Raw genomic sequence first — 25090 nt, 5'->3', positions numbered from 1 at the left:
CGCAGGCGCGACCCCTTTTCCGCAAGGAATGGACGGACATGGTGAACGAGGACAAGCTGCGCGACTACCTCAAGCGCGCCACCGCTGATCTGCGGAACGCTCGCCGGCGCCTGCGGGAGCTGGAGGAGCGCGACCAGGAGCCGATCGCGATCGTCGGCATGGCCTGCCGCTACCCCGGTGGGGTGTCCTCTCCGGAGGAGCTGTGGCGGCTGGTGGCCGACGGTGGTGACGCCGTCACCGGCTTCCCGACCGACCGTGGCTGGGAGGTCGAGTCGCTGATCGACGAGGACCCCGACCAGCAGGGCACCAGCTACGTCAGCCAGGGTGGTTTCCTGCACGACGCCTGCGAGTTCGACCCGGCCTTCTTCGGGATCTCGCCGCGCGAGGCACTGGCGATGGACCCGCAGCAGCGGCTGCTGCTGGAGACCTCCTGGGAGGCCTTCGAGCGGGCCGGCATCGACCCGACCGGGCTCAAGGGCAGCCGGACCGGCATCTTCGCCGGCCTGATGTACCACGAGTACGCCAGCCGGCTCAGCTCGGTGCCGGAGGGCGTCGAGGGCCACCTGGGGACCGGCAGCTTCGGCAGCGTCGCCTCGGGCCGGGTCTCCTACACCCTCGGCCTGGAGGGCCCGGCGGTCACCGTCGACACCGCGTGCTCCTCCTCGCTGGTCGCCCTGCACCTGGCCGTGCAGGCGCTGCGCACCGGCGAGTGCACGCTGGCGCTGGCCGGTGGCGTCACCGTGATGGCCACGCCCGGCACCTTCGTGGAGTTCAGCCGGCAGCGCGGGCTTGCCACCGACGGGCGCTGCAAGGCCTTCTCGGCCGACGCGGACGGCACCGGCTGGGGCGAGGGCGTCGGCATGCTGCTCGTCGAGCGGCTCTCCGACGCGCGGCGCAACGGGCACCCGGTGCTGGCCATCGTGCGGGGCTCGGCGATCAACCAGGACGGCGCCAGCAACGGCCTCACCGCCCCGAACGGCCCGTCCCAGCAGCGGGTGATCCGGCAAGCGCTCGCATCGGCCGGTCTGACGCCGGGTCAGGTCGACGCGGTCGAGGCGCACGGCACCGGCACCACGCTGGGCGACCCGATCGAGGCGCAGGCCCTGCTGGCCACCTACGGCCAGGAGCGGGCGGCCGAACGGCCGCTGCTGCTCGGCTCGTTGAAGTCCAACATCGGCCACACCCAGGCGGCGGCCGGGGTCGGCGGCATCATCAAGATGGTGATGGCGATCCGCCACGGCGTGCTGCCGAAGACGCTGCACGTCAGCGAGCCGTCCCCGCACGTGGACTGGTCGGCCGGTGCGGTGGAGCTGCTGACCGAGGCGCGGGACTGGCCGGACACCGGGCAGCCGCGCCGGGCCGCCGTCTCCTCCTTCGGGTTCAGCGGCACCAACGCACACATCATCATCGAGCAGAGCATCATCGAGCAGAGCACCGCCGAGCAGGCTCCGTCGGCCGAGCAGCCGCCCGCCGAGCAGCAGCCGCCGGCCCAGGTGCAGGGCGCCGCGATCGAGGCCGACGTGCTGCCCTGGCCGGTGTCCGCCCGAGGCGCGGCGGCGCTGCGCGGGCAGGCGGCCCGGCTGGCCGCCTTCGCGGCCGTCGAGCCGGTGCCGGACGCGGCGGCCGTCGGGCTCTCGCTGGCGGTGGGCCGGGCCGCGCTGGAGCACCGGGCCGTGGTGCTCGGCACCGACCTCGCGGAGTTCGGTCGCGGACTGGAGACGCTCGCCGCCGGTGGGGTGGCCGCCGACCTGGTCGAAGGCGTGGCCCAGCCGGTCGGCAAGGTCGCCTTCGTCTTCCCCGGGCAGGGCTCGCAGTGGGCCGCGATGGGCGTCGAACTGTGGGACCGGTCGCCGGTGTTCCGCACCGCGATCGAGGAGTGCGCGGCTGCGCTCGCGCCGTTCACCGACTGGTGGCTGCCGGACGTGCTGCTCGGCCGGGCCGGCGAGGAGTGGCTGGACCGGGTCGAGGTCGTGCAGCCGGTGCTGTGGGCCGTGATGGTCTCGCTCGCCGAGGTCTGGCGGGCGGCGGGTGTCGAGCCCGCGCTGGTGGTGGGCCACTCGCAGGGCGAGATCGCGGCCGCCGTGGTGGCCGGGGTGCTGTCGCGTGCCGACGGCGCCAAGGTCGTCGCGCTGCGCAGCAAGGCGATCGCCGCCGGCCTGGAGGGCCACGGCGGCATGGTCTCGATGGCGCTGCCGGTGGCCGCGGTCCGCGAGCGGCTGGCCGCCTGGGGCGAGCAGCGGATCTCGGTGGCGGCCGTCAACGGCCCGACCTCGGTGGTGGTCGCGGGCGAGCCGGCGGCGCTGGACGAGCTGCTCGCCGGCTGCGAGGCGGACGGTGTCCGGGCCCGTCGGGTGCAGGTCAGTTACGCCTCGCACTCCGCCCAGGTCGAGGCGATCCAGGAGGAGCTGGCCACCGCGCTGGCCGGGATCGCCCCGGTCACCGGGCGGGTGCCGCTGCTCTCCACGGTGACCGGCGAGCTGCTCGACGGCGCCGCGATGGACGCCGCGTACTGGTACACCAACCTCCGCTCCACCGTGCGGTTCAGCGACGCGGTCCGGGCCGCCGTCATGGACCACGGGGTCGGCGGGTTCGTCGAGGTCAGCCCGCACCCGGTGCTGCTGACCGGCCTTCAGGAGGTCCTGGAGGAGGCCGACGCGCCGGCCGTCACCGTCGGCACGCTGCGGCGCGGTGAGGGCGGCGCCCGCCGGATGGCGGCCTCCTTCGCCGAGGCCTGGGTGCGCGGCATCGCCGTGGACTGGCAGGCCGCCGTGTTCGCGGGCACCGGCGCGCAGCGCGTCGAGCTGCCCACCTACGCCTTCCAGCGCAGCCGCTACTGGTTGGACGCGCCGAGCGCGGCCGCCGCCGAGCAGCGTGACGCCGCGCTGGATCCGGTGGAGGCGGAGTTCTGGGCGGCCGTCGAGAACGAGGACCTGACGGCGCTGGCCGGCTCGCTCGACCTGGGTGGGGACGCCCCGTTGAGCGCTGTGCTGCCCGCGCTCTCCTCCTGGCGGCGCCAGCGCCGCGAGCAGTCCGTGATCGACGGCTGGCGCTACCGGGTCGGCTGGCAAGCGCTTACCGACCTGCCCGCCCCGGTGCTCTCCGGCACCTGGCTGGTCGTCGTGCCGGCCGGCCTCACGGCGGACGCCTGGGCCGTCGGCGCCGTCCAGAAGCTCACCCAACGCGGCGCGGACCTAAAGCAGTTGGTGGTCGACGAGGCCGACCTGGAGCGGGCGGCGCTGGCCGAGCTGCTCCGCCGGGAGCTGCCGGAGGGCGCCGCGCCCGCCGGGGTGCTGTCGCTGCTCGCGCTGGACGAGACCCGCTGCCCCGCGTACCCGTCGGTGCCGTTCGGCATGGCGGGCTCGGTCGCGCTGCTCCAGGCGCTGGCGGACGCCGGGTTCGAGACGCCGGTGTGGACCGCCACCCGGGGTGCGGTGGCGGTGAACCGCGGCGAGCGGCTGGCCAGACCCGCGCAGTCACTGGTCTGGGGGCTTGGCCGGGTCGCCGCGCTGGAGGACGCGCAGCGCTGGGGCGGTCTGCTGGACCTGCCCGAAACGGTCGACGAGCGCGCCCTGGATCACCTGGTCGGCGTGCTGGCCGGCACCGGGGTCGAGGACCAGCTGGCCGTCCGGGCCGCCGGGGTGTTCGTCCGCCGCCTGCTGCACGCGCCGGCCGGCCCGGCGCAGGGCGAGAGTTGGCGGCCGAGCGGCACCGTCCTGGTCACCGGCGGCACCGGCGCGCTCGGCGCGCACGTGGCCCGCTGGCTGGCCGGCAACGGCGCCGAGCACCTGCTGCTGACCAGCCGCCGCGGCCCGGACGCCGAAGGCGCCGCCGAACTGCACGCGGAGCTCACCGCGCTGGGCGCCCAGGTCACCATCGCCTCCTGCGACGTCTCCGACCGTGCGGCGCTGGCCGAGCTGCTGGCGGGCATCCCGGCCGACCGGCCGCTGACCGCCGTGATGCACACCGCCGCAGTGCTGGACGACGCGGTCATCCAGGCCCTGACGGCCGATCAGCTGGAACGGGTGCTGCGGGTCAAGGTCGACGCCGCCCTGCACCTGCACGAGCTGACCCGCGACCTCGAGCTGTCCGCGTTCGTGCTCTTCTCCTCCTTCGCCGCCACCTTCGGCGCCCCCGGCCAGGGCAACTACGCGCCCGGCAACGCCTTCCTGGACGCGCTGGCCGAGCAGCGGCGGGCCGACGGCCTGCCCGCCACCTCGGTGGCCTGGGGGCCGTGGGGCGAGGGCGGCATGGCGGCCGAGGACGGCGTCGGCGACCGGATGCGCCGGCACGGCATCCTCGAGATGGCGCCCGGGCGGGCGGTGGCCGCCCTTCAGCAGGCGCTGGACCAGGGCGACACCGTGCTGACCGTCACCGAGATCGACTGGCAGCGCTTCGCGCTCGCCTTCACCTCGGGCCGGGTCCGGCCGCTGCTGTTCGAGCTGCCCGAGGCCGTCGCGGCCCTGGCGCGCACCGGCGGCGGCGCCGAGGAGCAGGAGAGCGCCGGCGACGGCCTGGCCGCCCGGCTCGCCGGTCTCGCGGCGGCCGAGCGCGAGGAGATCCTGCTCGACCTGGTCACCTCCCACGTCGCGGCCGCGCTCGGCTACCCGGGCCCGGAGGCGGTGGACACCGGCCGGGCCTTCAAGGAGCTCGGCTTCGACTCGCTCACCGCCGTCGAGCTGCGCAACCGGCTCGGTGCGGCCGCCGGGATCAAGCTCCCCGCCACCCTGATCTACGACCACCCCAACGCCGTCGCACTCGTGCGCCACCTCGCGGAGGAACTCTCCGGCACCGCCGGCGCGGTGGCCGCCCCGGTCGTGGTCAGGGCCGCCGACGAGCCGATCGCGATCGTCGGCATGAGCTGCCGGTTCCCCGGCGGCGTGGCCTCGCCCGAGGACCTGTGGCGGCTGCTGGTCAACGCGGGTGACGCGCTGTCGGAGTTCCCCGCCGACCGTGGCTGGGACCTCGACGCGGTCTTCAACGCCGACCGCGACCACCAGGGCACCTCCTACATCCGCGAGGGCGGGTTCCTGGACGACGCCAGCCGCTTCGACGCCGCCTTCTTCGGGATCTCGCCGCGTGAGGCGATGGCGATGGACCCGCAGCAGCGGCTGCTGCTTGAGACCTCCTGGGAGGCGCTCGAGCGGGCCGGCATCGACCCGGGCGCGCTGCGCGGCAGCCGGACCGGCGTCTTCGCCGGCACCAACGGATCGGACTACCTGGCCCTGCTGGCCGGCGCGGCCGAGTCGGCGGAGGGCCATGTCGCCACCGGCACGGCGGCCAGCGTGGTCTCCGGCCGGGTCTCCTACCTGTTCGGCCTCGAAGGCCCGGCGATGACCGTGGACACCGCCTGCTCGGCCTCGCTGGTGGCCCTGCACCTGGCGGTGCAGGCGCTGCGCAACGGCGAGTGCGAGCTGGCGCTGGCCGGTGGCGTGACCGTGATGTCGACCCCGGGGACCTTCGTCGAATTCAGCCGCCAGCAGGGGCTGGCCTCCGACGGCCGCTGCAAGCCGTTCTCGGCCGCCGCGGACGGCTTCACGCCCTCCGAGGGCGTCGGCATGCTGCTGGTCGAGCGGCTCTCCGACGCGCGGCGCAACGGGCATCCGGTGCTGGCCGTGGTGCGCGGCTCGGCGATCAACCAGGACGGTGCCAGCAACGGGCTGACGGCGCCGAACGGTCCGTCCCAGCAGCGGGTGATCCGGCAAGCGCTCTCCAGTGCGGGATTGACGGCCGCTCAGGTCGACGCGGTGGAGGCGCACGGCACCGGCACCGCGCTCGGCGACCCGATCGAGGCCCAGGCGCTGCTCGCCACCTACGGCAGGGACCGGCCCGAGGGCCGGCCGCTCTGGCTCGGTTCGGTGAAGTCCAACATCGGCCACGCGCAGGCGGCGGCCGGCCTGGCCGGCGTCATCAAGATGGTGCTGGCGATGCGGCACGGCGTGCTGCCGGAGAGCATCCACATCGACGAACCGACCCCGGAAGTGGACTGGTCGGCGGGTGCGGTGGAGTTGCTGACCGAGGCCAGGGCCTGGCCCGAGACCGGGCAGCCGCGCCGGGCGGGCATCTCCTCGTTCGGGTTCAGCGGGACGAACGCGCACATCATCCTGGAGCAGGCACCGGCCGTCGAGCAGGAGCCGGTCCTCCAGGCCGAGCCGTCCGACCCGCCGCAGGCCGGCAGCCCGGTGCTCGGCGCCGAGGTGCTGCCGTGGCTGGTGTCGGGCCGAGGCGCGCAGGCGCTGCGCGGTCAGGCGGCGCGGCTGCGGGCCTTCGCGGCCGCCGAGCCGGAGTTGGACGCGGCGGGCGTCGGCCGCTCGCTGGCGGTGGACCGCGCGGTGCTGGAACACCGGGCGGTGGTGCTGGGCGGGGACGTCGAGGAGTTGGGTCGCGGTCTGTCGGCGCTGGCCGCCGGCGAGGTCTCGGCCGAGGTGATCCAGGGGATCGCCGGTGCCCCCGGGAAGGTGGCGTTCGTCTTCCCGGGCCAGGGCTCGCAGTGGGCCGCGATGGGTGCTCGGCTCTGGGAGGAGTCGGCGGCGTTCCGGGCCTCGATCGAGGCGTGCGGCGCGACGCTGGCGCCGTTCACCGACTGGTCGTTGGAGGACGTGCTGCTCGGCCGGGCCGGTGAGGCGTGGCTGGAGCGGGTGGACGTGGTGCAGCCCGTGCTCTGGGCGGTGATGGTCTCGCTGGCGGAGGTCTGGCGCGGGGCGGGCGTCGAGCCCTCGGTCGTGCTGGGTCACTCGCAGGGCGAGATCGCGGCCGCCGTGGTCGCCGGTGCGCTGTCGCTCGAGGACGGCGCCAAGGTCGTCGCGCTGCGCAGCAAGGCGATCGCGGCCGGCCTGGCGGGTCTGGGCGGCATGGTGTCGCTGGCGCTGCCGGTGGCCGCCGTCCGCGAGCGTCTCGCCCGCTGGGGCGAGCGGCGGATCTCGGTGGCCGCCGTCAACGGGCCATCCTCGGTGGTGGTTTCGGGCGAGCCGACCGCGCTGGAGGAACTGCTGGCCGCCTGTGAGGCGGACGGTGTCCGGGCCCGGCGGATCCCGGTGGACTACGCCTCGCACTCGGCACAGGTCGAGCTGATCCGCGACGAGCTGCTCGGCGTGCTGGCCGGCATCGAGCCGCGCGCAGGGCGGGTGCCGCTGCTGTCCACGGTGACCGGCGAGCTGGTGGACGGCTCGGGCATGGACGCCGAGTACTGGTACACCAACCTCCGCGAGACCGTGCGGCTGCAGGAGGCCACCGAGGCGCTGCTCGCCACCGGCTACGGGACGTTCATCGAGGTCAGCCCGCATCCGGTGCTGGTGATGGCGGTTCAGGAGAGCATCGAGGAGGCGGACCGCGACGCGGTGGCCTTCGGCACGCTGCGCCGTGGCGAGGGCGGCGCCCGCCGGGTGCTGGCCTCGTTCGCCGAGGCCTGGGTGCGCGGTGTCGCGGTGGACTGGCAGGCCGCCGTCTTCGCGGGCACCGGCACGCGGCGGGTCGAGTTGCCGACCTACGCCTTCCAGCGCCGCCGCTTCTGGCCCGAGGCGGCCAGGCCCGAGACCTGGTCCGGGCAGGCCGGCAACGACCCGGTGGAGACGGCGTTCTGGGAGGTCGTCGAGAGCGAGGACCTGGCGGCGCTGGCCGGCTCGCTCGACCTCGGCGGGGAGGCCCCGCTGAGCGCCGTGCTGCCCGCGCTCTCCTCCTGGCGGCGCCGGCGCCGCGAGCAGTCCGCCATCGACGGCTGGCGTTACCGGGTCGGTTGGCAGGCGCTCACCGACCTGCCGGCCGCGCCGAGCCTGGCCGGCACCTGGGCGGTCATCGTGCCCGAGGAACTCGCCGAGCAGGGCTGGGTGGCCGACACCGCCCGGGCCCTGGACCGGGCCGGCGCGGAGGTGCGGACGTTCAGCCTCAGCGGGCTCGACCTGGACCGGGAGGCGCTGGTCGACGTGCTCCGCAAGGAACTTGGCGATGTGGTCGAGCTGACCGGCGTGCTCTCGCTGCTCGCGCTGGACGAGCGGCCGCACCAGGACCACCCGGGCCTGCCGCTGGGCCTGGCCGGGACCGTCGGGCTGGTCCAGGCACTCGGCGACGCCGGGTTCGAGGCGCCGCTGTGGTGCGCCACCCGGGGTGCGGTGGCGGTGAACCGCGGCGAGCGGCCGGCCGGACCCGCGCAGTCGCTGGTCTGGGGTCTCGGCCGGGTCGCGGCGCTCGAGCAGCCGCAGCGCTGGGGCGGCCTGCTGGACCTTCCCGAGCGGATCGACGAGCGCGCGCTGGACCGGCTGGTCGGCGTGCTGGCCGGCGCCGGGGTCGAGGACCAGCTGGCCGTCCGGGCCTCCGGGGTGTTCGTCCGCCGGCTGCTGCCCGCGCCCGCGGGCCTCGCGCCTGAGGCGAGTTGGCGCCCGAGCGGCACCGTCCTGGTCACCGGCGGCACCGGCGCGCTCGGCGCGCACGTGGCCCGCTGGCTGGCCGGCAACGGCGCCGAGCACCTGCTGCTGACCAGCCGTCGCGGCCCGGACGCCGAAGGCGCCGCCGAACTGCACGCGGAACTCACCGCGCTGGGCGCCCAGGTCACCATCGCCTCCTGCGACGCGGCCGATCGGGCGGCGCTCGCCGAACTCCTGGCCGCCGTACCGGCGGACCGGCCGCTCACCGCGGTCGTGCACACCGCGGGCGTGCTGGACGACGGCGTGCTCGACTCGCTGACGCCCGACCGGGTCGCCGGGGTGCTGCGTCCGAAGGTGGACGCCGTGCTCAACCTGCACGAGCTGACCCGAGAGTCGGACCTGACGGCCTTCGTCCTGTTCTCCGGCATCGCCGGCACGCTGGGCGACCCCGGGCAGGGCAACTACGCGGCCGCCAACGCCTTCCTGGACGCCTTCGCCGAGCACCGCCGGGCCCAGGGCCTGCCCGCCACCTCGGTCGCCTGGGGCCGCTGGGGCGAGTCGGGCATGGCGGCCGACGGCCTGATCGGCGACCGCCTGGACCGGGCCGGACTGCCCGGCATGCGGCCCGAGTCGGCGATCGCCGCCCTCCAGCAGGCGTTGGACCTGGACGAGACCGTGGTCACCATCGCTGACATCGTCTGGGAGCGGTTCGCGCCCGGCTTCACGGCCGTGCGCGCCTCCGCCCTGCTGGACGAACTGCCCGCCGCCCGCCGGCAGTCCGGTGGCGAGGAGGCCGGCGCGCAGGCGGCGCCGAGCGACGCCGCCGAGCTGCGCCGGCGCCTGGCGGGGATGGCGGAGCTGGAGCGCGAGCAGGCCGTCCTCGACCTGGTCCGGGCCCACGCGGCGGCGGCGCTCGGCCACGCGACGGTGGACGAGGTGGTCGGCGGCCGGGCGTTCAAGGAGCTCGGACTGGACTCGCTGACCGCGCTGGAGCTGCGCAACCGGCTCAGCGCCGCCACCGGGCTGCGGCTGCCGGCGACGTTGGTCTTCGACTTCCCGACCCCGGCCGCGCTGGCCACCCGGCTGCGGGCGGAGCTGCTGCCCACCGGCGGCGGGCAGGGCGAGCCCTCGCTGGCCGACCTCGACCGGCTGGAGGCCGCGCTGGCGGCGGTCTCCGCCGACGAGGACACCCGCGCGGACGTCGCCGCCCGCCTCCAGGCCCTGGCGGCCCGGTGGAGCGGCGCGCCGCGCGAGCGGGAGGCCGAGGAGCAGGTGACCGAGAAGCTGCAGGCGGCCTCGGCCGACGAGCTGTTCGCCTTCATCGACAACGAGTTGGGCATCGCCTGACGGGCCCGCCTCCGTGGGCGCGGCCCGTGCGGCCCGCACGGCCGCGCCCACGACCGGACCGGGCCCGGATCGGCCCGCAACTACTTGCAGCAGTGATCGAATTGGGTGAGGTTCCAACAGTGGATCAGGAAAAGCTCCTCGACTATCTGAAGCGCGTCACGGCGGATCTGCACCAGACCCGCCAGCGGCTGCGTGAGGCGGAGTCGGGCGACTCCGAGCCGATCGCCCTGGTCTCGATGAGCTGCCGGTTCGCGGGCGGGGTGAACTCTCCCGAAGATCTCTGGCAGTTGGTGGCCGAGGGCCGCGATGCGATCGGCGACTTCCCGGCCGACCGGGGCTGGGACATGGAGTCGCTCTTCGACGAGGACCCCGAGCAGCAGGGCACCAGCTACACCCGGCAGGGCGGCTTCCTGTACGACGCAACCGAGTTCGACGCCGCCTTCTTCGGCATCAGCCCCCGCGAGACGCTCGGCATGGATCCGCAGCAGCGGCTGCTGCTCGAGGCGTCCTGGCAGGTGCTGGAGCGGGCGGGCATCGATCCGACCTCGCTCAAGGGCAGCCGGACCGGTGTCTTCGCCGGGACCAACGGCCAGGACTACGGCGAGCTGCTCTACCAGGTGCCCGAGGGAGTCGAGGGCTACACCCTCACCGGCAACTCGGCGGCCGTGCTCTCCGGCCGGCTCTCCTACACCTTCGGCCTGGAGGGCCCGGCCGTCACCGTCGACACCGCCTGCTCCTCCTCGCTGGTCGCCCTGCACCTCGCGGTGCAGGCGCTGCGCCAGAAGGAATGCTCGCTGGCGCTGGCCGGCGGCGTCACGGTGATGTCCAGCCCGCGGGCGTTCATCCAGTTCAGCCGCCAGCGCGGGCTCGCCGCCGACGGCCGCTGCAAGTCCTTCGCCGCCGCCGCCGACGGCACCGGCTGGGGCGAGGGCGTCGGCATGCTGCTGCTGGAGCGGCTCTCCGACGCCCAGCGCAACGGCCACCCGGTGCTCGCGGTGATCCGCGGCTCGGCGGTCAACCAGGACGGCGCTTCGAACGGTCTGACCGCGCCGAACGGCCCCTCCCAGCAGCGGGTCATCCGCCAAGCGCTCTCCAGCGCGGGGCTGACGCCCGGTCAGGTCGACGTGGTCGAGGCGCACGGCACCGGGACGGTGCTCGGCGACCCGATCGAGGCCCAGGCCCTGCTGGCCACCTACGGGCTGGAGCGGCCCGAGGACCGGCCGCTCTGGCTGGGCTCGGTCAAGTCGAACCTGGGCCACACCCAGGCCGCCGCCGGTGTCGCGGGCATCATCAAGATGGTGCAGGCGATGCGCCACGGCGTGCTGCCCAAGACCCTGCACGTGGACGAGCCTTCGCCGCACGTCGACTGGACCTCGGGCGGCGTGGCGCTGCTCGAAGAGGCCCGGCCGTGGCCGGAGACCGGCGAGCCGCGCCGCGCGGGCATCTCCTCGTTCGGCGTCAGCGGCACCAACGCCCACATCATTGTCGAGCAGAGCATCATCGAGCAGGCACCCGAGGTCGAGCAGGCACCCGCGGTCGAGCCGTCCGCCGGCCGGACCCCGGCGGCCGCCGCCCCCGCGCTGCTGCCGCACCTGGTCTCGGGCCGGACGGCCGAGGCGCTGCGGGCCCAGGCCGCCCGGCTGCGGGCCCACCTGGAGACCGTCCCGGACCTCGCCCCGGCCGACCTCGCCCACTCGCTGGCCACCACCCGCGCCGCCCTGGACCACCGCGCCGTCGTGCTGGCCGCCGACCGCGCCGAACTGCTGACCGGCCTGGACGCGTTGGCCGCCGATGAGAGCGCGCCGCAGCTGGTGCGCGGCGTCGCCGCCACGGGCCGCACGGCCTTCCTCTTCACCGGCCAGGGCAGCCAGCGCGCCGGGATGGGCGCGGAGCTGTACAGCGCTTTCCCGGCGTTCGCGCAGGCCTACGACGAGGTCTGCGTGGAGCTCGACCGGCACCTGGCGACGCCGCTGAAGGACGCCGACGCGCTGATCGACGAGACCGCCTACACCCAGCCGGCGCTGTTCGCGATCGAGGTGGCGCTCTTCCGGCTGCTGGAATCCTGGGGCCTGGCACCGGACTTCCTGGCCGGCCACTCGATCGGCGAGCTGGCCGCCGCGCACGTCGCGGGGGTCCTGTCGCTCGCCGACGCGGCCGAGCTGGTGGCGGCGCGCGGCCGGCTGATGCAGGAACTGCCGCGCGGCGGTGCGATGGTGTCGCTCCAGGCGGCCGAGGACGAGGTGCTGCCGCTGCTCGCGGGCCGCGCCGACACGGTGGGCATCGCCGCCGTCAACGGCCCGAGCGCCGTGGTGATTTCGGGCGCCGAGGACGACGTGCTGGCCATCGCCGGGCACTTCGAGGAGCTGGGCCGCAAGACCAAGCGCCTCACCGTCAGCCACGCCTTCCACTCCCCGCTGATGGACGGCATGCTGGCGCAGTTCCGCAAGATCGCCGAGGGCCTGGACTACCAGCCGCCGCGGATCCCGATCATCTCCACCGTCACCGGCGCCTCGCTGAGTGCCGAGGAGGTCTGCTCGCCCGAGTACTGGGTGCGCCACGTCCGCGAGGCCGTCCGTTTCCTGGACGCCGTCCGCCGGCTCGACGCCAGCGGTGTCACCAGCTACCTGGAGCTCGGCCCCGAGGGCGTCCTCACCGCGATGGCCCAGCACTGCCTCGGCGAGCAGGCCGACGGCGCCGCCCTGGTGCCCACGCTGCGCGCCGGCCGCCCCGAGGTGCGGAGCCTGCTGACCGCGCTCGCGCTGGCCCACGTGCACGGCGCCGCGCCCGACTGGTCCGCCGTCAGCGCCGCTTGGGGCGGCGCCCGGGTGGACCTGCCCACCTACGCCTTCCAGCGCCGCCGCCACTGGCCCGAGCCGCTGGCCGGCTGGCTCGGCGACGTCGCCTCGGCCGGTCTCGGCACGGCCGACCACCCGCTGCTCGGCGCCGCCGTCGCGCTCGCCGACGCGGACGGGGTGCTCTTCACCGGGCTGCTCTCACTGCGGACCCACCCCTGGCTGGCCGACCACGCCGTCATGGGCAGCGTGCTGCTGCCCGGCACGGCCTTCGTCGAGCTCGCGATCCGGGCCGGCGACCACGTAGGCTGCCACCAGCTCGCCGAACTGACCCTGCAGGCCCCGCTCGTGCTGCCCGAGCACGGTGCCGTCCAGATCCAGCTCGCGGTGGGGGAGGCGGACGCCACCGGCGCCCGCGGCTTCACCCTGCACTCCCGTCCCGAGCCCGAGGAGGCCGTCAGCGGCGCGGCCCTGACCGCCGAGCACGCCTGGACCCGGCACGCCACCGGCATCCTCGCGCCCGCCGGTACCGGCCACCGCGCCGAGCCGCTCGGCCTGGACAGCTGGCCGCCGGCCGGCGCCACCCCGGTCGAGACCGAGGGCCTCTACGACTTCCTGGCCGAGGCCGGGTTCGGCTACGGCCCCACCTTCCAGGGCCTGCGCGCCGCCTGGCAGTCGGGCGACGAGATCTTCGCCGAGGTGCGGCTGCCCGAGCAGGCCAGGGCCGAGGCCCGCCGGTTCGGCCTGCACCCCGCCCTGCTGGACGCCGCCCTGCACGGCGTGGGCATGGGCACCCTGCTGAGCCCCAGCGAGTCCGGGCGGCTCCCGTTCGCCTGGAGCGGCGTCACCCTGCACGCCTCGGGCGCCGACACCCTGCGGGTGCGGCTCTCCCCGGCCGGTGCGGACGCCGTCTCGGTCACCGTCGCCGACGGCACCGGCGCCCCGGTCGCCCACATCGACTCGCTGCTGCTGCGCCCGGTCTCGGCCGCCCAGGTGCGGGCCGCCCGCGGCGCCCACGTGGAGTCGCTGTTCACCGTGGAGTGGCAGCCCGCCTCTCTCGGTGGTGCGGACACCGCGGGGTGGGCGCTGCTCGGCGCCGAGCGGCTCGCCCTCGATCTGCCCGGACACGCCGACCTGACCGCGCTGGCCGCGGCCATCGACGCCGGCGCGACGCCGCCCACCACCGTGCTCACCGTGGTGGCGGCCGAGCCCGGCGAGCTGCCGCAGGCGGCGCACGCGACGGCCCGCCGCGCCCTCGCCCTGGTCCAGGAGTGGCTGGCCGCCGACGAGTTCGCCGACGCTCGGCTGGTGCTGGCCACCCGCGGCGCGCTGGCCGTCAGCGCCGGCGAGGCGGTCGCCGAGCTGGCCGCCGCCACCGTCTGGGGCCTGGTCCGCTCGGCCCAGACCGAGAACCCGGGCCGCCTGGTGCTGCTCGACCTGGACGGCGACGAGGCTTCGCTGCGGGCGCTGCCCGCCGCCCTGAGCACCGCGCTGGCCGCCGACGAGTCGCAGCTGGCGCTGCGCGAGGGCGTCCTGTTGCTGCCCCGGCTGGCCCGGGTCGCCGCCCCCGCCGACGACGTCTCGCCCGGTCTCGAGGTGGGCCCGGACGGCACCGTGCTGGTCACCGGCGCCACCGGCACGCTGGGCCGGCTGGTCGCCCGTCACCTGGTCGCCGTGCACGGCGTGCGGCACCTGCTGCTGGTCTCCCGGCGCGGCGCCGAGGCGGCCGGCGCGGCCGAACTCGCCGCCGAGCTCGGCGAGTCGGGCGCTTGTGTCCGGTTCGCCGCCTGCGATGTGGCCGACCGCGAAGCGCTGGCCGCGCTGCTCGACTCGCTCGCGCCGGAGCACCCGCTGAGCGCCGTGGTGCACACCGCCGGCGTGCTGGACGACGGCATCGTCTCCGCGCTCACCCCCGAGCGGCTGACCCCCGTGCTGCGTCCCAAGGTCGACGCGGCCTGGCACCTGCACGAGCTGACGAAGGATCAGGACCTCACCGCCTTCGTGCTCTTCTCGGCGGCGGCGGCCACCCTCGGCGGACCCGGCCAGGCCAACTACGCCGCCGCCAACGCCTTCCTGGACGCGCTCGCGCAGGACCGCCGGGCCGCGGGGCTGCCCGCCACCGCGCTGGCCTGGGGCCTGTGGGCCGAACGCAGCGGCATGACCGGCAGCTTGGAGGCGGCCGACCTCCAGCGGATGGCTCGCGGCGGGGTCGCCGCGCTCTCCTCCGAGCAGGGCCTGTCGCTGCTCGACACCGCTGCCGCGCTGGGCGGTGCGAGCTACGTCCCGATCCACCTGGACCTGGCCGGGCTGCGGGCCCAGGCCGCGAGCTCGGCGCTGCCCGCCCTGCTGCGCGGCCTGGTCCGGGCGCCGGCCCGGCGTGCCGCGCAGGTCGAGCAGGCCGCCGGCTCGCTCGGCGAGCAGCTGGCCGCGCTGCCGGCCGCCGAGCGGAGCAAGGCGCTGCTGGCCCTGGTCACCGGTGAGGTGGCCGCCGTGCTCGGCCACGGCGGCGCCGACGCCATCGAGCCGAACCTGGCCTTCAAGGAGCTCGGCTTCGACTCGCTGACCGCCGTCGAGCTGCGCAACCGGCTGACCGCCGCGACCGGCCTGCGGCTGCCGGCCACCCTGGTCTTCGACTACCCGAACCCGGCCGCCCTCGCCGACCAGCTGGGCGCCGAACTCCTCGGCTCGGTCCAGAGCGTGGCCACCCCGGCCGGACCGCGCGCCAGCACCACCGGCGTCGCCGACGACCCGATCGCGATCATCGGCATGGCCTGCCGCTACCCGGGTGGGGTGACCACGCCCGAGGAGCTCTGGCAGCTGGTCACCAGCGGCCGCGACGGCATCTCCGGATTCCCCACCGACCGCGGCTGGCTGGTGGACGCGCTGCACAGCGCCGACGCCGAGCGGGCGGCCGCCGCGCTGCAGGGCGGGTTCCTGCATGACGCCAGCGCCTTCGACCCCGGCTTCTTCGGCATCAACCCGCGTGAGGCGCTGGCGATGGACCCGCAGCAGCGGCTGCTGCTCGAGGCGTCCTGGGAGGCCTTCGAGCGGGCCGGCATCGACCCGACCTCGGTCAAGGGCAGCCGGACCGGCGTCTTCGCGGGCGTGATGTACCACGACTACGTCACCCGGCTGCCCGCCGTCCCCGAGGACGTCGCGGGTTACCTCGGCACCGGCGGCTCCGGCAGCGTGGCCTCGGGCCGGGTCTCCTACACCTTCGGCCTGGAGGGGCCGGCGGTCACCGTGGACACCGCGTGCTCGTCCTCGCTGGTCGCCCTCCACCTGGCCGCCCAGGCGCTGCGCAGCGGCGAGTGCTCGCTGGCGCTGGCGGGCGGCGTGACCGTGATGGCCACGCCCGACACCTTCGTCGACTTCGCCCGCCAGGGCGGCCTGTCCTCCACCGGCCGCTGCAAGTCCTTCTCCGCCGACGCGGACGGGACCAGCTGGGCCGAGGGCGTGGGCATGCTGCTCGTCGAGCGGCTCTCCGACGCCCGTCGCAACGGGCACCCGGTGCTGGCGATCGTCCGGGGCACGGCGGTGAACCAGGACGGCGCTTCGAACGGTCTGACGGCGCCGAATGGTCCCTCGCAGCAGCGGGTGATCCGGCAAGCGCTTTCCAACGCCGGGCTGACGGCCGATCAGGTCGACGCGGTCGAGGCACACGGCACCGGCACCTCGCTGGGCGACCCGATCGAGGCGCAGGCGCTGCTCGCCACCTACGGCCAGGAGCACGGTGCGGAGCAGCCGCTCTGGCTGGGCTCGATCAAGTCGAACCTCGGGCACACCCAGGCCGCCGCCGGCGCCGCCGGGATCATCAAGATGGTGATGGCGATGCGGCACGGCCTGCTGCCGCAGACGCTGCACGTCGGTGAGCCGACCCCGCACGTGGACTGGACGGCGGGCGCCGTCGAGCTGCTGACCGAGGCACGGGACTGGCCGGAGACCGGCCGGCCGCGCCGGGCGGGCGTCTCGTCCTTCGGCGTCAGTGGCACCAACGCGCACGTCGTTATCGAGCAGGCACCGCTCGCTGCGGCTGAGCCCGCCACCCCGGTCGAGCCTGCCGCACCGGCCGCGCTGCCCTGGGTGCTCTCCGCCAAGACCCGCGAGGCGCTGCGGGATCAGGCGGGCCGGCTGCACGAGCAGCTGACCGCCGACGAGGCGTCGCACCCGCTCGACGTCGCCTTCTCACTGGCCACCACGCGCGCCGGCCTGGAGCAGCGTGCCGCAGTGGTCGGCGGCGACCGGATGGACCTGCTGCGCGGCCTGGCGGCACTGGCCGCCGGCGAGCCGGCCGGGCAGCTGGTCGAGGGCACCGCCGGCAGCACGCTGCGGACGGCGTTCCTGTTCACCGGTCAGGGCAGCCAGCGGGCTGGGATGGGTGGCGAGCTGTACAGCGCTTTCCCGGTGTTCGCCGCGGCGTATGACGCCGTGTGTGCGGAGCTGGACCGGTGGTTGGAGACGCCGCTCAAGGACGCCGACGCGCTGATCGACCAGACCGCGTACACCCAGCCGGCGCTCTTCGCCGTTGAGGTGGCGCTGTTCCGGCTGGTGGAGTCGTGGGGTGTGCGGCCTGACTTCCTGGCCGGGCACTCGATCGGTGAGCTGGCGGCCGCGCATGTGGCGGGTGTGTTCTCGCTGGCGGACGCGGCCAGGCTGGTGGCGGCGCGCGGCCGTCTGATGCAGGCGCTGCCGTCCGGTGGCGCGATGGTGGCCGTGCAGGCCGCCGAGGACGAGGTGCTGCCGCTGCTGGCGGACCGCGCGGATGTCGGTATCGCCGCCGTCAACGGGCCTACGTCTGTGGTGATTTCGGGTGCCGAGCAGGCCGTGGCCGAGGTGGCCGAGAAGCTCGCGGCCGACGGTCGCAAGACGAAGCGGCTGACCGTCAGCCACGCGTTCCACTCGCCGCTGATGGACGGCATGCTCGCCGAATTCCGTGCGATCGCAGCCGAGTTGACCTTCAACGCCCCGCAGATCCCGATCGTCTCGACGCTCGACCAGAGCGCCGACCTGACGTCCCCCGAGTACTGGGTGCGTCACGTCCGCGAGGCCGTCCGCTTCGCCGACGCGGTCGTGACCCTGGGGCGCGAGGGCGTGCGCACTTTCGTGGAGTTGGGCCCGGACGGCACGTTGTCGGCCCTCGCGCAGGAGTGCGTGACCGCCGAGGAAGGCGCTTTCACCCCGGTACTGCGCCGTGACCGCGCCGAGGCGCAGACGTTCACCACCGCGCTCGCCCAGTTGCACGTGCGCGGCGCCAAGCTCGACTGGCCGGCGGTCTTCGCCGGCACCGGCGCCCGCCGGATCGAGCTGCCGACCTACGCGTTCCAGCGCGAGCGCTACTGGCTGGAGGCCCCGGCGCTGTGGGCCGCCGATGTCGCCTCGGCCGGGCTGCTGGCCCCCGTGCACCCGCTGCTCGGTGCCGCCGCCCCGCTGGCCGAGTCGGACGGCTTCCTGTTCACCGGGCGGCTCGCCCTGGACACCCACCCCTGGCTGGCCGATCACGCCGTCTCCGGGACCGTGCTGCTGCCCGGCACCGCCTTCGTCGAACTCGCGGTCCGCGCCGGCGACCAGGCGGGTTGCGACCGGCTGGAAGAGCTCACCCTGCAAGCGCCGCTGCTGCTGCCGCCGAGCGGTGCGCTGCAGTTGCAGCTCTGGCTCGGCGCCGCCGACGAGTCCGGCACCAGGCCGCTCTCGGTCTACTCCCGTCCCGAGGACGCGGAGGCCGACGAGCCGTGGACCAAGCACGCCGGCGGCGCGCTGGGCACCGGCGGAGTGCGTGAGCCGGCCGAGGCCGGCGACCTCGCCGTCTGGCCGCCGGTGGACGCGGTGCCGCTGGAGACCACCGGCTTCTACGAGCGCCTGGCGGTCGGCGGATTCGCCTACGGGCCCGCCTTCCAGGGGCTGACCGCCGCCTGGCAGCGCGGCGAGGAGATCTTCGTCGAGGTCTCGCTGCCGGAGGGCACCGAGCCGGACGCGAGCCTGTTCGGGCTGCACCCCGCGCTGCTCGACGCCGCGCTGCACGGCACCTTCCTCCAGGGGAGCGGCGCCGAAGGGGGCCGGCTGCCGTTCTCGTGGAGCGGCGTCACGCTGCACGCCGCCGGGGCGAGCGCGTTGCGCGCACGGATCACCCCGCAGGGCACGGACGCGGTCGCCCTCACGCTCGCCGACGCCACCGGCGAGCCGGTGGCCACCGTGGAGTCGCTGGTGCTGCGCCCGATCGGCGCCGACCAGCTGCGCGGCGCCGCCCGCGGCACTCACCACGACTCGCTCTTCCACGTCGACTGGTCTGCCCTGCCGGCCGCGGCCGAGGTGACGCAGGACGGCCGCTGGGCGGTCGTCGGCGGCGACTCGGACCTGTCCCGCGCCTTCTCCGCCGCGGGCCTCGCGGTCGACACCTTCGCCGATCTGGCGGCGGTGGCGGCTGGTGGGACGGTGCCGGACGCGGTCTTCGTGCCGTGCTCGCCCTCGGCCGTCGGTGAATTGTCGGCGGATGTGGTGCGGGAGGCGACGCACCGGGTGCTGGGCCTGGCTCAGGCCTGGCTGGCGAAGGAGCGGTTCGCTGACTCGCGGCTGGTGTTGGTGACCCGGGGCGCGGTGGCGCCGTTGGCGGGGGAGGAGTTGGCCGATCCGGCGCATGCCGCCGTCTGGGGCCTGGTTCGTTCCGCGCAGGCGGAGAATCCCGAGCGGTTCGTGCTGCTGGACCTGGACGACACCGAGGCCTCGGTCGCCGCGTTGCCGGCCGCGCTGGCGCTGCCCGAGTTCGAGCTGGCGCTGCGTCAGGGCACCTGTTACGCAGCGAGGTTGGCGCGACTGGCGACCGATGACGCGCTTGCCGAGCCGCAGGACGCGGTTGCCTGGCGCCTGGGCATCCCGGTCAAGGGTGCGCTCGACAACCTGGCGCTGATCGAGCACCCGGCGGCCGTCGCTCCGCTGGAGCCCGGCAGCGTGCGGATCGGGGTGCGGGCCAGCGGCCTGAACTTCCGTGACGTGCTGAACGCGTTGGGGATGTACCCGGGCAACGCCGGTCTGCTGGGCCTGGAAGGCGCCGGCGTGGTGCTGGAGGTGGCAAGTGACGTCACCGATCTCGCGGTCGGTGACCGGGTGTTCGGCATGATGTCCGGCGGGTTCGGCCCGGTCGCCGTGGTCGACCGCCGGATGATCGCCAGGATGCCCGCCAGCTGGAGCTTCACCGAGGCGGCCTCCGTCCCGGTGGTCTACCTGACCGCGTACTACGCGCTGGTGGATCTGGCGGAGTTGCGGGCGGGTGAGTCGATCCTGGTGCACGCGGCGGCCGGTGGCGTCGGGATGGCAGCCGTGCAGCTGGCCCGTCACCTCGGCGCGGAGGTCTACGGCACGGCGAGCGCGGGCAAGTGGGACGCGCTTCGCGCGCTGGGGCTGGATGATGCGCACATCGCGTCTTCGCGTGATCTGGAGTTCGAGGAGCGGTTCCGCTCGGCGACCGGTGGTCGTGGTGTGGATGTGGTCCTTGACTCGCTGGCACGGGAGTTCGTGGACGCCTCGCTGCGGCTGCTGCCGCGTGGCGGGCGGTTCGTGGAGATGGGCAAGACCGACGTCCGCGACCCCGAGCAGGTGGCTTCCGAGCACCCGGGCGTGCGCTACCAGGGCTTCGACCTGATCGAGGCCGGCCCGCAGCGCACCGGCGAGATGCTCGCCGCCGTCCTGGAGCTCTTCGAGCAGGGTGCGTTGGCGCATCTGCCGATCGCGACCTGGGACGTTCACCGGGCGCCGGAGGCGTTCCGTTTCGTCTCGCAGGCCAAGCACATCGGCAAGGTCGTGCTCACCGTCCCGGCCCCGCTGGACCAGGACGGCACCGTGCTGATCACCGGCGCGACCGGCACCCTCGGGGCGCTGGTGGCCCGGCACTTGGTGGTCGAGCATGGTGCCCGGCATCTGCTGCTCACCAGCCGGCGCGGCGCCGACGCCCCGGGCGCGGCCGAACTGGCGGCCGAGCTGGAGCAGTTGGGTGCCTCGGTGACCGTCGCGGCGTGCGATGCGGCCGACCGGGCCGGGCTCGCGGCGCTGCTCGGCTCGCTGGCGCGCCCGCTGACCGCCGTCGTGCACACGGCGGGCGTGCTGGACGACGGGGTGGTCAACGCCCTGACGCCCGACCGCCTGGACACCGTGCTGCGGCCCAAGGTGGACGCCGCGCTCAATCTGCACGAGCTGACCGCCGGACTCGACCTGTCGGCCTTCGTGCTCTTCTCCTCCGTCGCCGGCACCTTCGGCGGCGCCGGGCAGGGCAACTACGCGGCTGCAAACGCTTTCCTGGACGCGCTGGCGACCAAGCGCACCCAGGCGGGCCTGCCCGCGCTCTCGCTGGCCTGGGGCCTGTGGGCCGAGAGCAGCGGCATGACCGGCGACCTGGCGCAGGCGGACCTGGAGCGGATGGCCCGCGGCGGCATCACCCCGCTCTCCTCCGCCCAGGGCCTGGCGCTGCTCGACACCGCCGCGACGCTGGGCCGCGGCACCGTCGCCGCGATGGGCCTGGACGTCGCCGGGCTGCGCGACCACGCCGACCCGGCCACCGTCCCGCCGCTGCTGCGCGGCCTGGTGCGCGGCCCCGCGCGCCGCGCCGCCCGTGCCGCGGCCGGGGTGGTGGAGGGGCCGACGCTGGAGCAGCGCCTGAGCGGCCTGGCGCAGGACGAGCGCCGCAAGCTGCTGCTCGAACTGGTCTGCGTCCAGGTCGCCGCCGTCCTCGGGTACTCCGGACCGGAGGTCGTCGAGGCCGAACGGGCCTTCAAGGAGATCGGGTTCGACTCGCTGACCGGCATCGAGCTGCGCAACCGGATGAACGCGGCCACCGGCCTGCGGCTCTCCGCGACGCTGGTCTTCGACTACCCGACGCCCGCCGCACTCGCCGAGCTGCTGCTCGCCGAGATCACCCCGGCCCCGGCCGCCGCCGCACAGTCGCTGCTGGCCGAACTCGACCGCCTGGAGGCGGCGTTCACGGCAGCTCCGGTGCCCGACGGCGAGCTGCGCGGCAGCCTGGCGGCCCGGCTGCAGGCGATGCTGGGCCGGCTCGGCGAGCCCGCCGCGCCCACGGCGGTGGCGGGTGGTGGCGCGGTGGACGGCGGGCAGCTCAAGGCGGCTTCCGACGACGAGCTGTTCGCGTTCATCAACGACCAGCTCGGCCGCTCCCATGGAGGCGGCAACTGACCACCTGAGAGACGGAGTTGCCGCGGCCCCGGCCCGACGCAGTCGGTGCCGGACCGGGGCCGCGGCAAGGCTTCCCGCCTCGAAGAGCCGCGCCCGACGACCCCGCCAGGGCGCAGGAACGCCACAAGAGATTGCGATCACGTTGAGTACCCAACAGGAGAACCAACGCCCGCCCGCTGCACCGGCGGTGAGCACCTCCGCCGGCTCGCAGCCGTACAGCCGAGTCATGACGCCGATGGAGCGGGCCTTCCTGGGCCTGCGGCCGGCGCAGAGCGTCGTCCAGCACGTGGTGGAGGGCGAGGGAGTCCTGCCGGCCGGCGAGCTCGCCGCCGCGCTGGCGACCGCGGCCGCGGCGTCCCCGGGCATGCGGCTGGTCCGCCGGGGCCGGGACTGGGTCGACAGCGGCAAGGCTCCCGAGCTGCACGTCCTGGCGGCGGGCAGCTTCGACAACGAGCGCTTCGACAGCCCCGCACTGCGCCGCGGGCTCGACGGCAGCGGCCCGACCTGTGAGGTGGTGCTGATCCCCGGCACGCCGACCACGCTGCTGTTCCGCGCCTTCCACGGCATCACCGACGCCCGCGGCCTGCAGCTGTGGGCCGCCGACGTCTTCCGGGTGCTGCGTGGGGAGCCGCCGCTGGGCTACGACGCCACCGCCGACCACCACGAGTTCGCCGAGCGCGTCGCCGGTCACCAGCCGCCGCCGGCGCCCGCCGCCGCGCTGGAGTGGCCCTCGCTGCTGGGTCACCCGGTGCCGGACCCGAGCCGCCTGCTCTGGCGCCGCCGCACGATCGACGGCCGCCATCCGGCGGCGGTGGCCAAGGTGGCAGCCGCGCTCGCCGCGACCACCGAGTCCGGCGCCGGCCGGTTCTTCGTCCCGGTGGACCTGCGCCGCCACGATCCCGAGCTGCGCTCGACCGCCATGCTGGCGCACAGCCTGAGCGTGGACGTCGCGGCCGGGGAGCAGTGGCAGCAGGTGCACGAGCGGCTGCTCGGCTCGCTGGTCAAGCGCGAGGAACTGGCGCTGCCACTGGGCTCCTGGCTGCTGCGGGTTCCGGTGCCGCTGCTGCGGGTGTTCAACGCCGGGATCGAGCGGTCCGCCGCGCGCAGGCGCCGCCACTCCGGCACCGCCCTGCTCTCGCACCTGGGCGGCATCGAGCTCGCCGAGCTGTCCACCGAGGGCTTCCGGGCCGACGCCTACTACTCGCTGGGCAGCACCAGCCCCGGCGGCCCGCCCGAGATCGACCTGATGGAGTGCCCCGGCCGCACCGAGGTCACCGTCGCCTGGCATGACGAGCCGGGAATGGCGGAACGCGTCGAAGGCCTGCTGGAGACGATCACGGACGCGCTCTCCCCGCCCGCACACCGCCAGTGGGCCGGCAACCGCACCGAGCGTGCGCTGCCCAGCGAGCGCTCGGTGGTCGAGCTCTTCCGCGAGCAGGTCGAGCGCACCCCGGACCGGATCGCGCTGAGCGGCCCCGAGGGCAAGGTGACCTACGCCGAACTGAGCCGCCGGGCGGACCGCGTCGCCGCCGAACTGCGCAGACAGGGCGTGGGACCGGGCAGCGTGGTCGGCCTGCTGGCCGGCCGCACGGTGGCGGCGCTGGCCGGACTGTGGGGGGTACTGCGGGCGGGGGCCTGTTACCTGCCACTGGACACCCGGCACCCCGACGCCCGGATCGCCGATCTGCTCGCGGACGCCGAGAGCGGCCACTGCCTGCTGGAGCGGGCCTACGAGCAGCGCGACTGCCTGCCGACGGGCTGCCAACCGCTGCTGCTGGACGAGTTGGCCCTGGACGGCGACGCGCCCGCGGACTTCCAGGACGCGTCCATCGATCGTTCAGATCTCGTCTACATCATATACACCTCGGGATCGACCGGGCGCCCCAAGGGCGTTCAGATCGAGCACCACAGTCTGGCCAACTACGTGCACTGGGCCACCCGTGCCTTCGGGGTGGACGCCGACACCCGGCTGCCGCTGATCACCTCACCCTCCTTCGACGTCACGGGCACCTCGGTCTTCCTGCCGCTGCTGGCCGGCGGTGAGGTGATCCTGCTGCGCGAGGAGCCCAACCACCTGTCGCTGGGCCGCCTGTTGGAGCAGTCGGGCGCCAACACGCTGAATCTGACGCCCTCCCACCTCGACCTGATCGGCCGCCTCGACCTGACGCCCACCGGCTACCGCACGGTGCTGGTGATCGGTGAGCAGTTGCGGGTGGAGGTCGCCGCCCGGGCCCAGCAGATGTTCGGGCCCGACTGCAGGATCATCAACGAGTACGGGCCGACCGAGGCGACCATCGGCTGCACCGCGCACACCTTCGACCCGGAGCGCGACGCCGAGCGGGCGGTGGTGCCGATCGGCCTGCCGGCCGACAACACCACGGCCCATCTGCTCGACCAGGAGCTGCGGTTCGTCGCGCCCGGCGAGATCGGCGAGCTCTACCTGGGTGGCGCACAGCTGGCCCGCGGCTACCTCGGCCGGCCCGAGCTGAACCGGGAGCGGTTCGTCACGTTGGCCGACGGCACCCGGGTCTACCGCACCGGCGACCTGGTCCGGCTGCTGCCCTCGGGCGAGTTGGAGTGCGTCGGGCGGATCGACGACCAGGTCAAGGTGCGCGGCCACCGGGTGGAGCCGGCGGAGGTGGCGCAGGCGCTGGAGACGCATCCCGCCGTCGAGCGCGCCGTGGTGATCGCCCGGTCCAGGACCGGCGGATCGGCCAAGGCACTGTACGGCTACGTGCTGGCCAACGCGGCTGTCGGCGAGGACGCGTTGACCGCGCACCTGGCCGACCGGCTGCCCTCGTACATGGTGCCGGCAGCCGTCCTGGTGCTGCCGGAGCTGCCCTACACGGTGAGCGGCAAGGTCGACACGCGCGCGCTGCCCGACCCGTTCGCGGCGGACCCGGAGGCCGCTGCCGAGCCCGGGACGGAGCCGGCGGCGCCGCTGGACCCGGTCGAGGCGGCGGTGGCCGAGATCTGGGCCCGCACCCTCGGTGTGCCACGCGGCCGGCTCGACGGGACGGCCGACTTCCACCAGCTCGGCGGGGACTCGGTGGGGTTGCTGGCGATGCTGGCCGCCGTCTGCCGCGAGGTGCTGCTGGAGCCCGCCCAGGAGGAGGGCTTCATGGGGCAGTTGGCCTGGTTCCTGCGCGAGCCCACGCTGGCCCGGGTGGCCGACCTGGCCCGCCGCGCCCGGGCCGGCAAGCTGCGCTGACGGCTCGTCCCTGACGGCCCCGGTCACCACCCACGACCTCCTGCGGCCGCACCACAACGCCCGCGACCGCCCGCCACCGTGCCGGGCGGTCGCGGGCGTTGTGGTGCGGCCGGGACCCGCCGCCGTCGCTCCGGCCCGGTCCGGCCGGGCTGCCGGGCGCCCGGACCGGACCTAGGGGACGAATAGGGGTTGAGACGGCTAGGGGGGCCAAC

3 protein-coding genes are annotated in these 25090 nt (G+C 75.1%); all 3 read left to right on the top strand.

Going from position 1 to position 25090, the window contains the following annotated elements; all coding sequences use genetic code 11:
* Positions 1-38: 38 nt before the first annotated feature.
* Complete coding sequence (locus P3T41_RS08835; RefSeq protein WP_280689074.1) at positions 39-9701, top strand: type I polyketide synthase; 9663 nt, start codon at positions 39-41, stop codon at positions 9699-9701.
* A gap of 119 nt (positions 9702-9820) precedes the next feature.
* Entirely contained in the window at positions 9821-21667 is an 11847-nt protein-coding gene (locus P3T41_RS08830) for a type I polyketide synthase (RefSeq protein ID WP_280689073.1), read from the top strand.
* Between the two features lie 226 nt (positions 21668-21893).
* Positions 21894-24878 (top strand): non-ribosomal peptide synthetase, encoded by a 2985-nt coding sequence (locus P3T41_RS08825; RefSeq protein ID WP_280689072.1) that lies wholly within the window; start codon positions 21894-21896, stop codon positions 24876-24878.
* The last annotated feature ends 212 nt before the right edge of the window (positions 24879-25090 follow it).

This window comes from Kitasatospora sp. GAS204B (assembly GCF_029892155.1).
Classification (GTDB): Bacteria; Actinomycetota; Actinomycetes; order Streptomycetales; family Streptomycetaceae; genus Kitasatospora.
The sequence above is the reverse complement of the archived record's forward strand: the minus strand, read 5'-3'. Positions and strand labels throughout refer to the sequence as shown.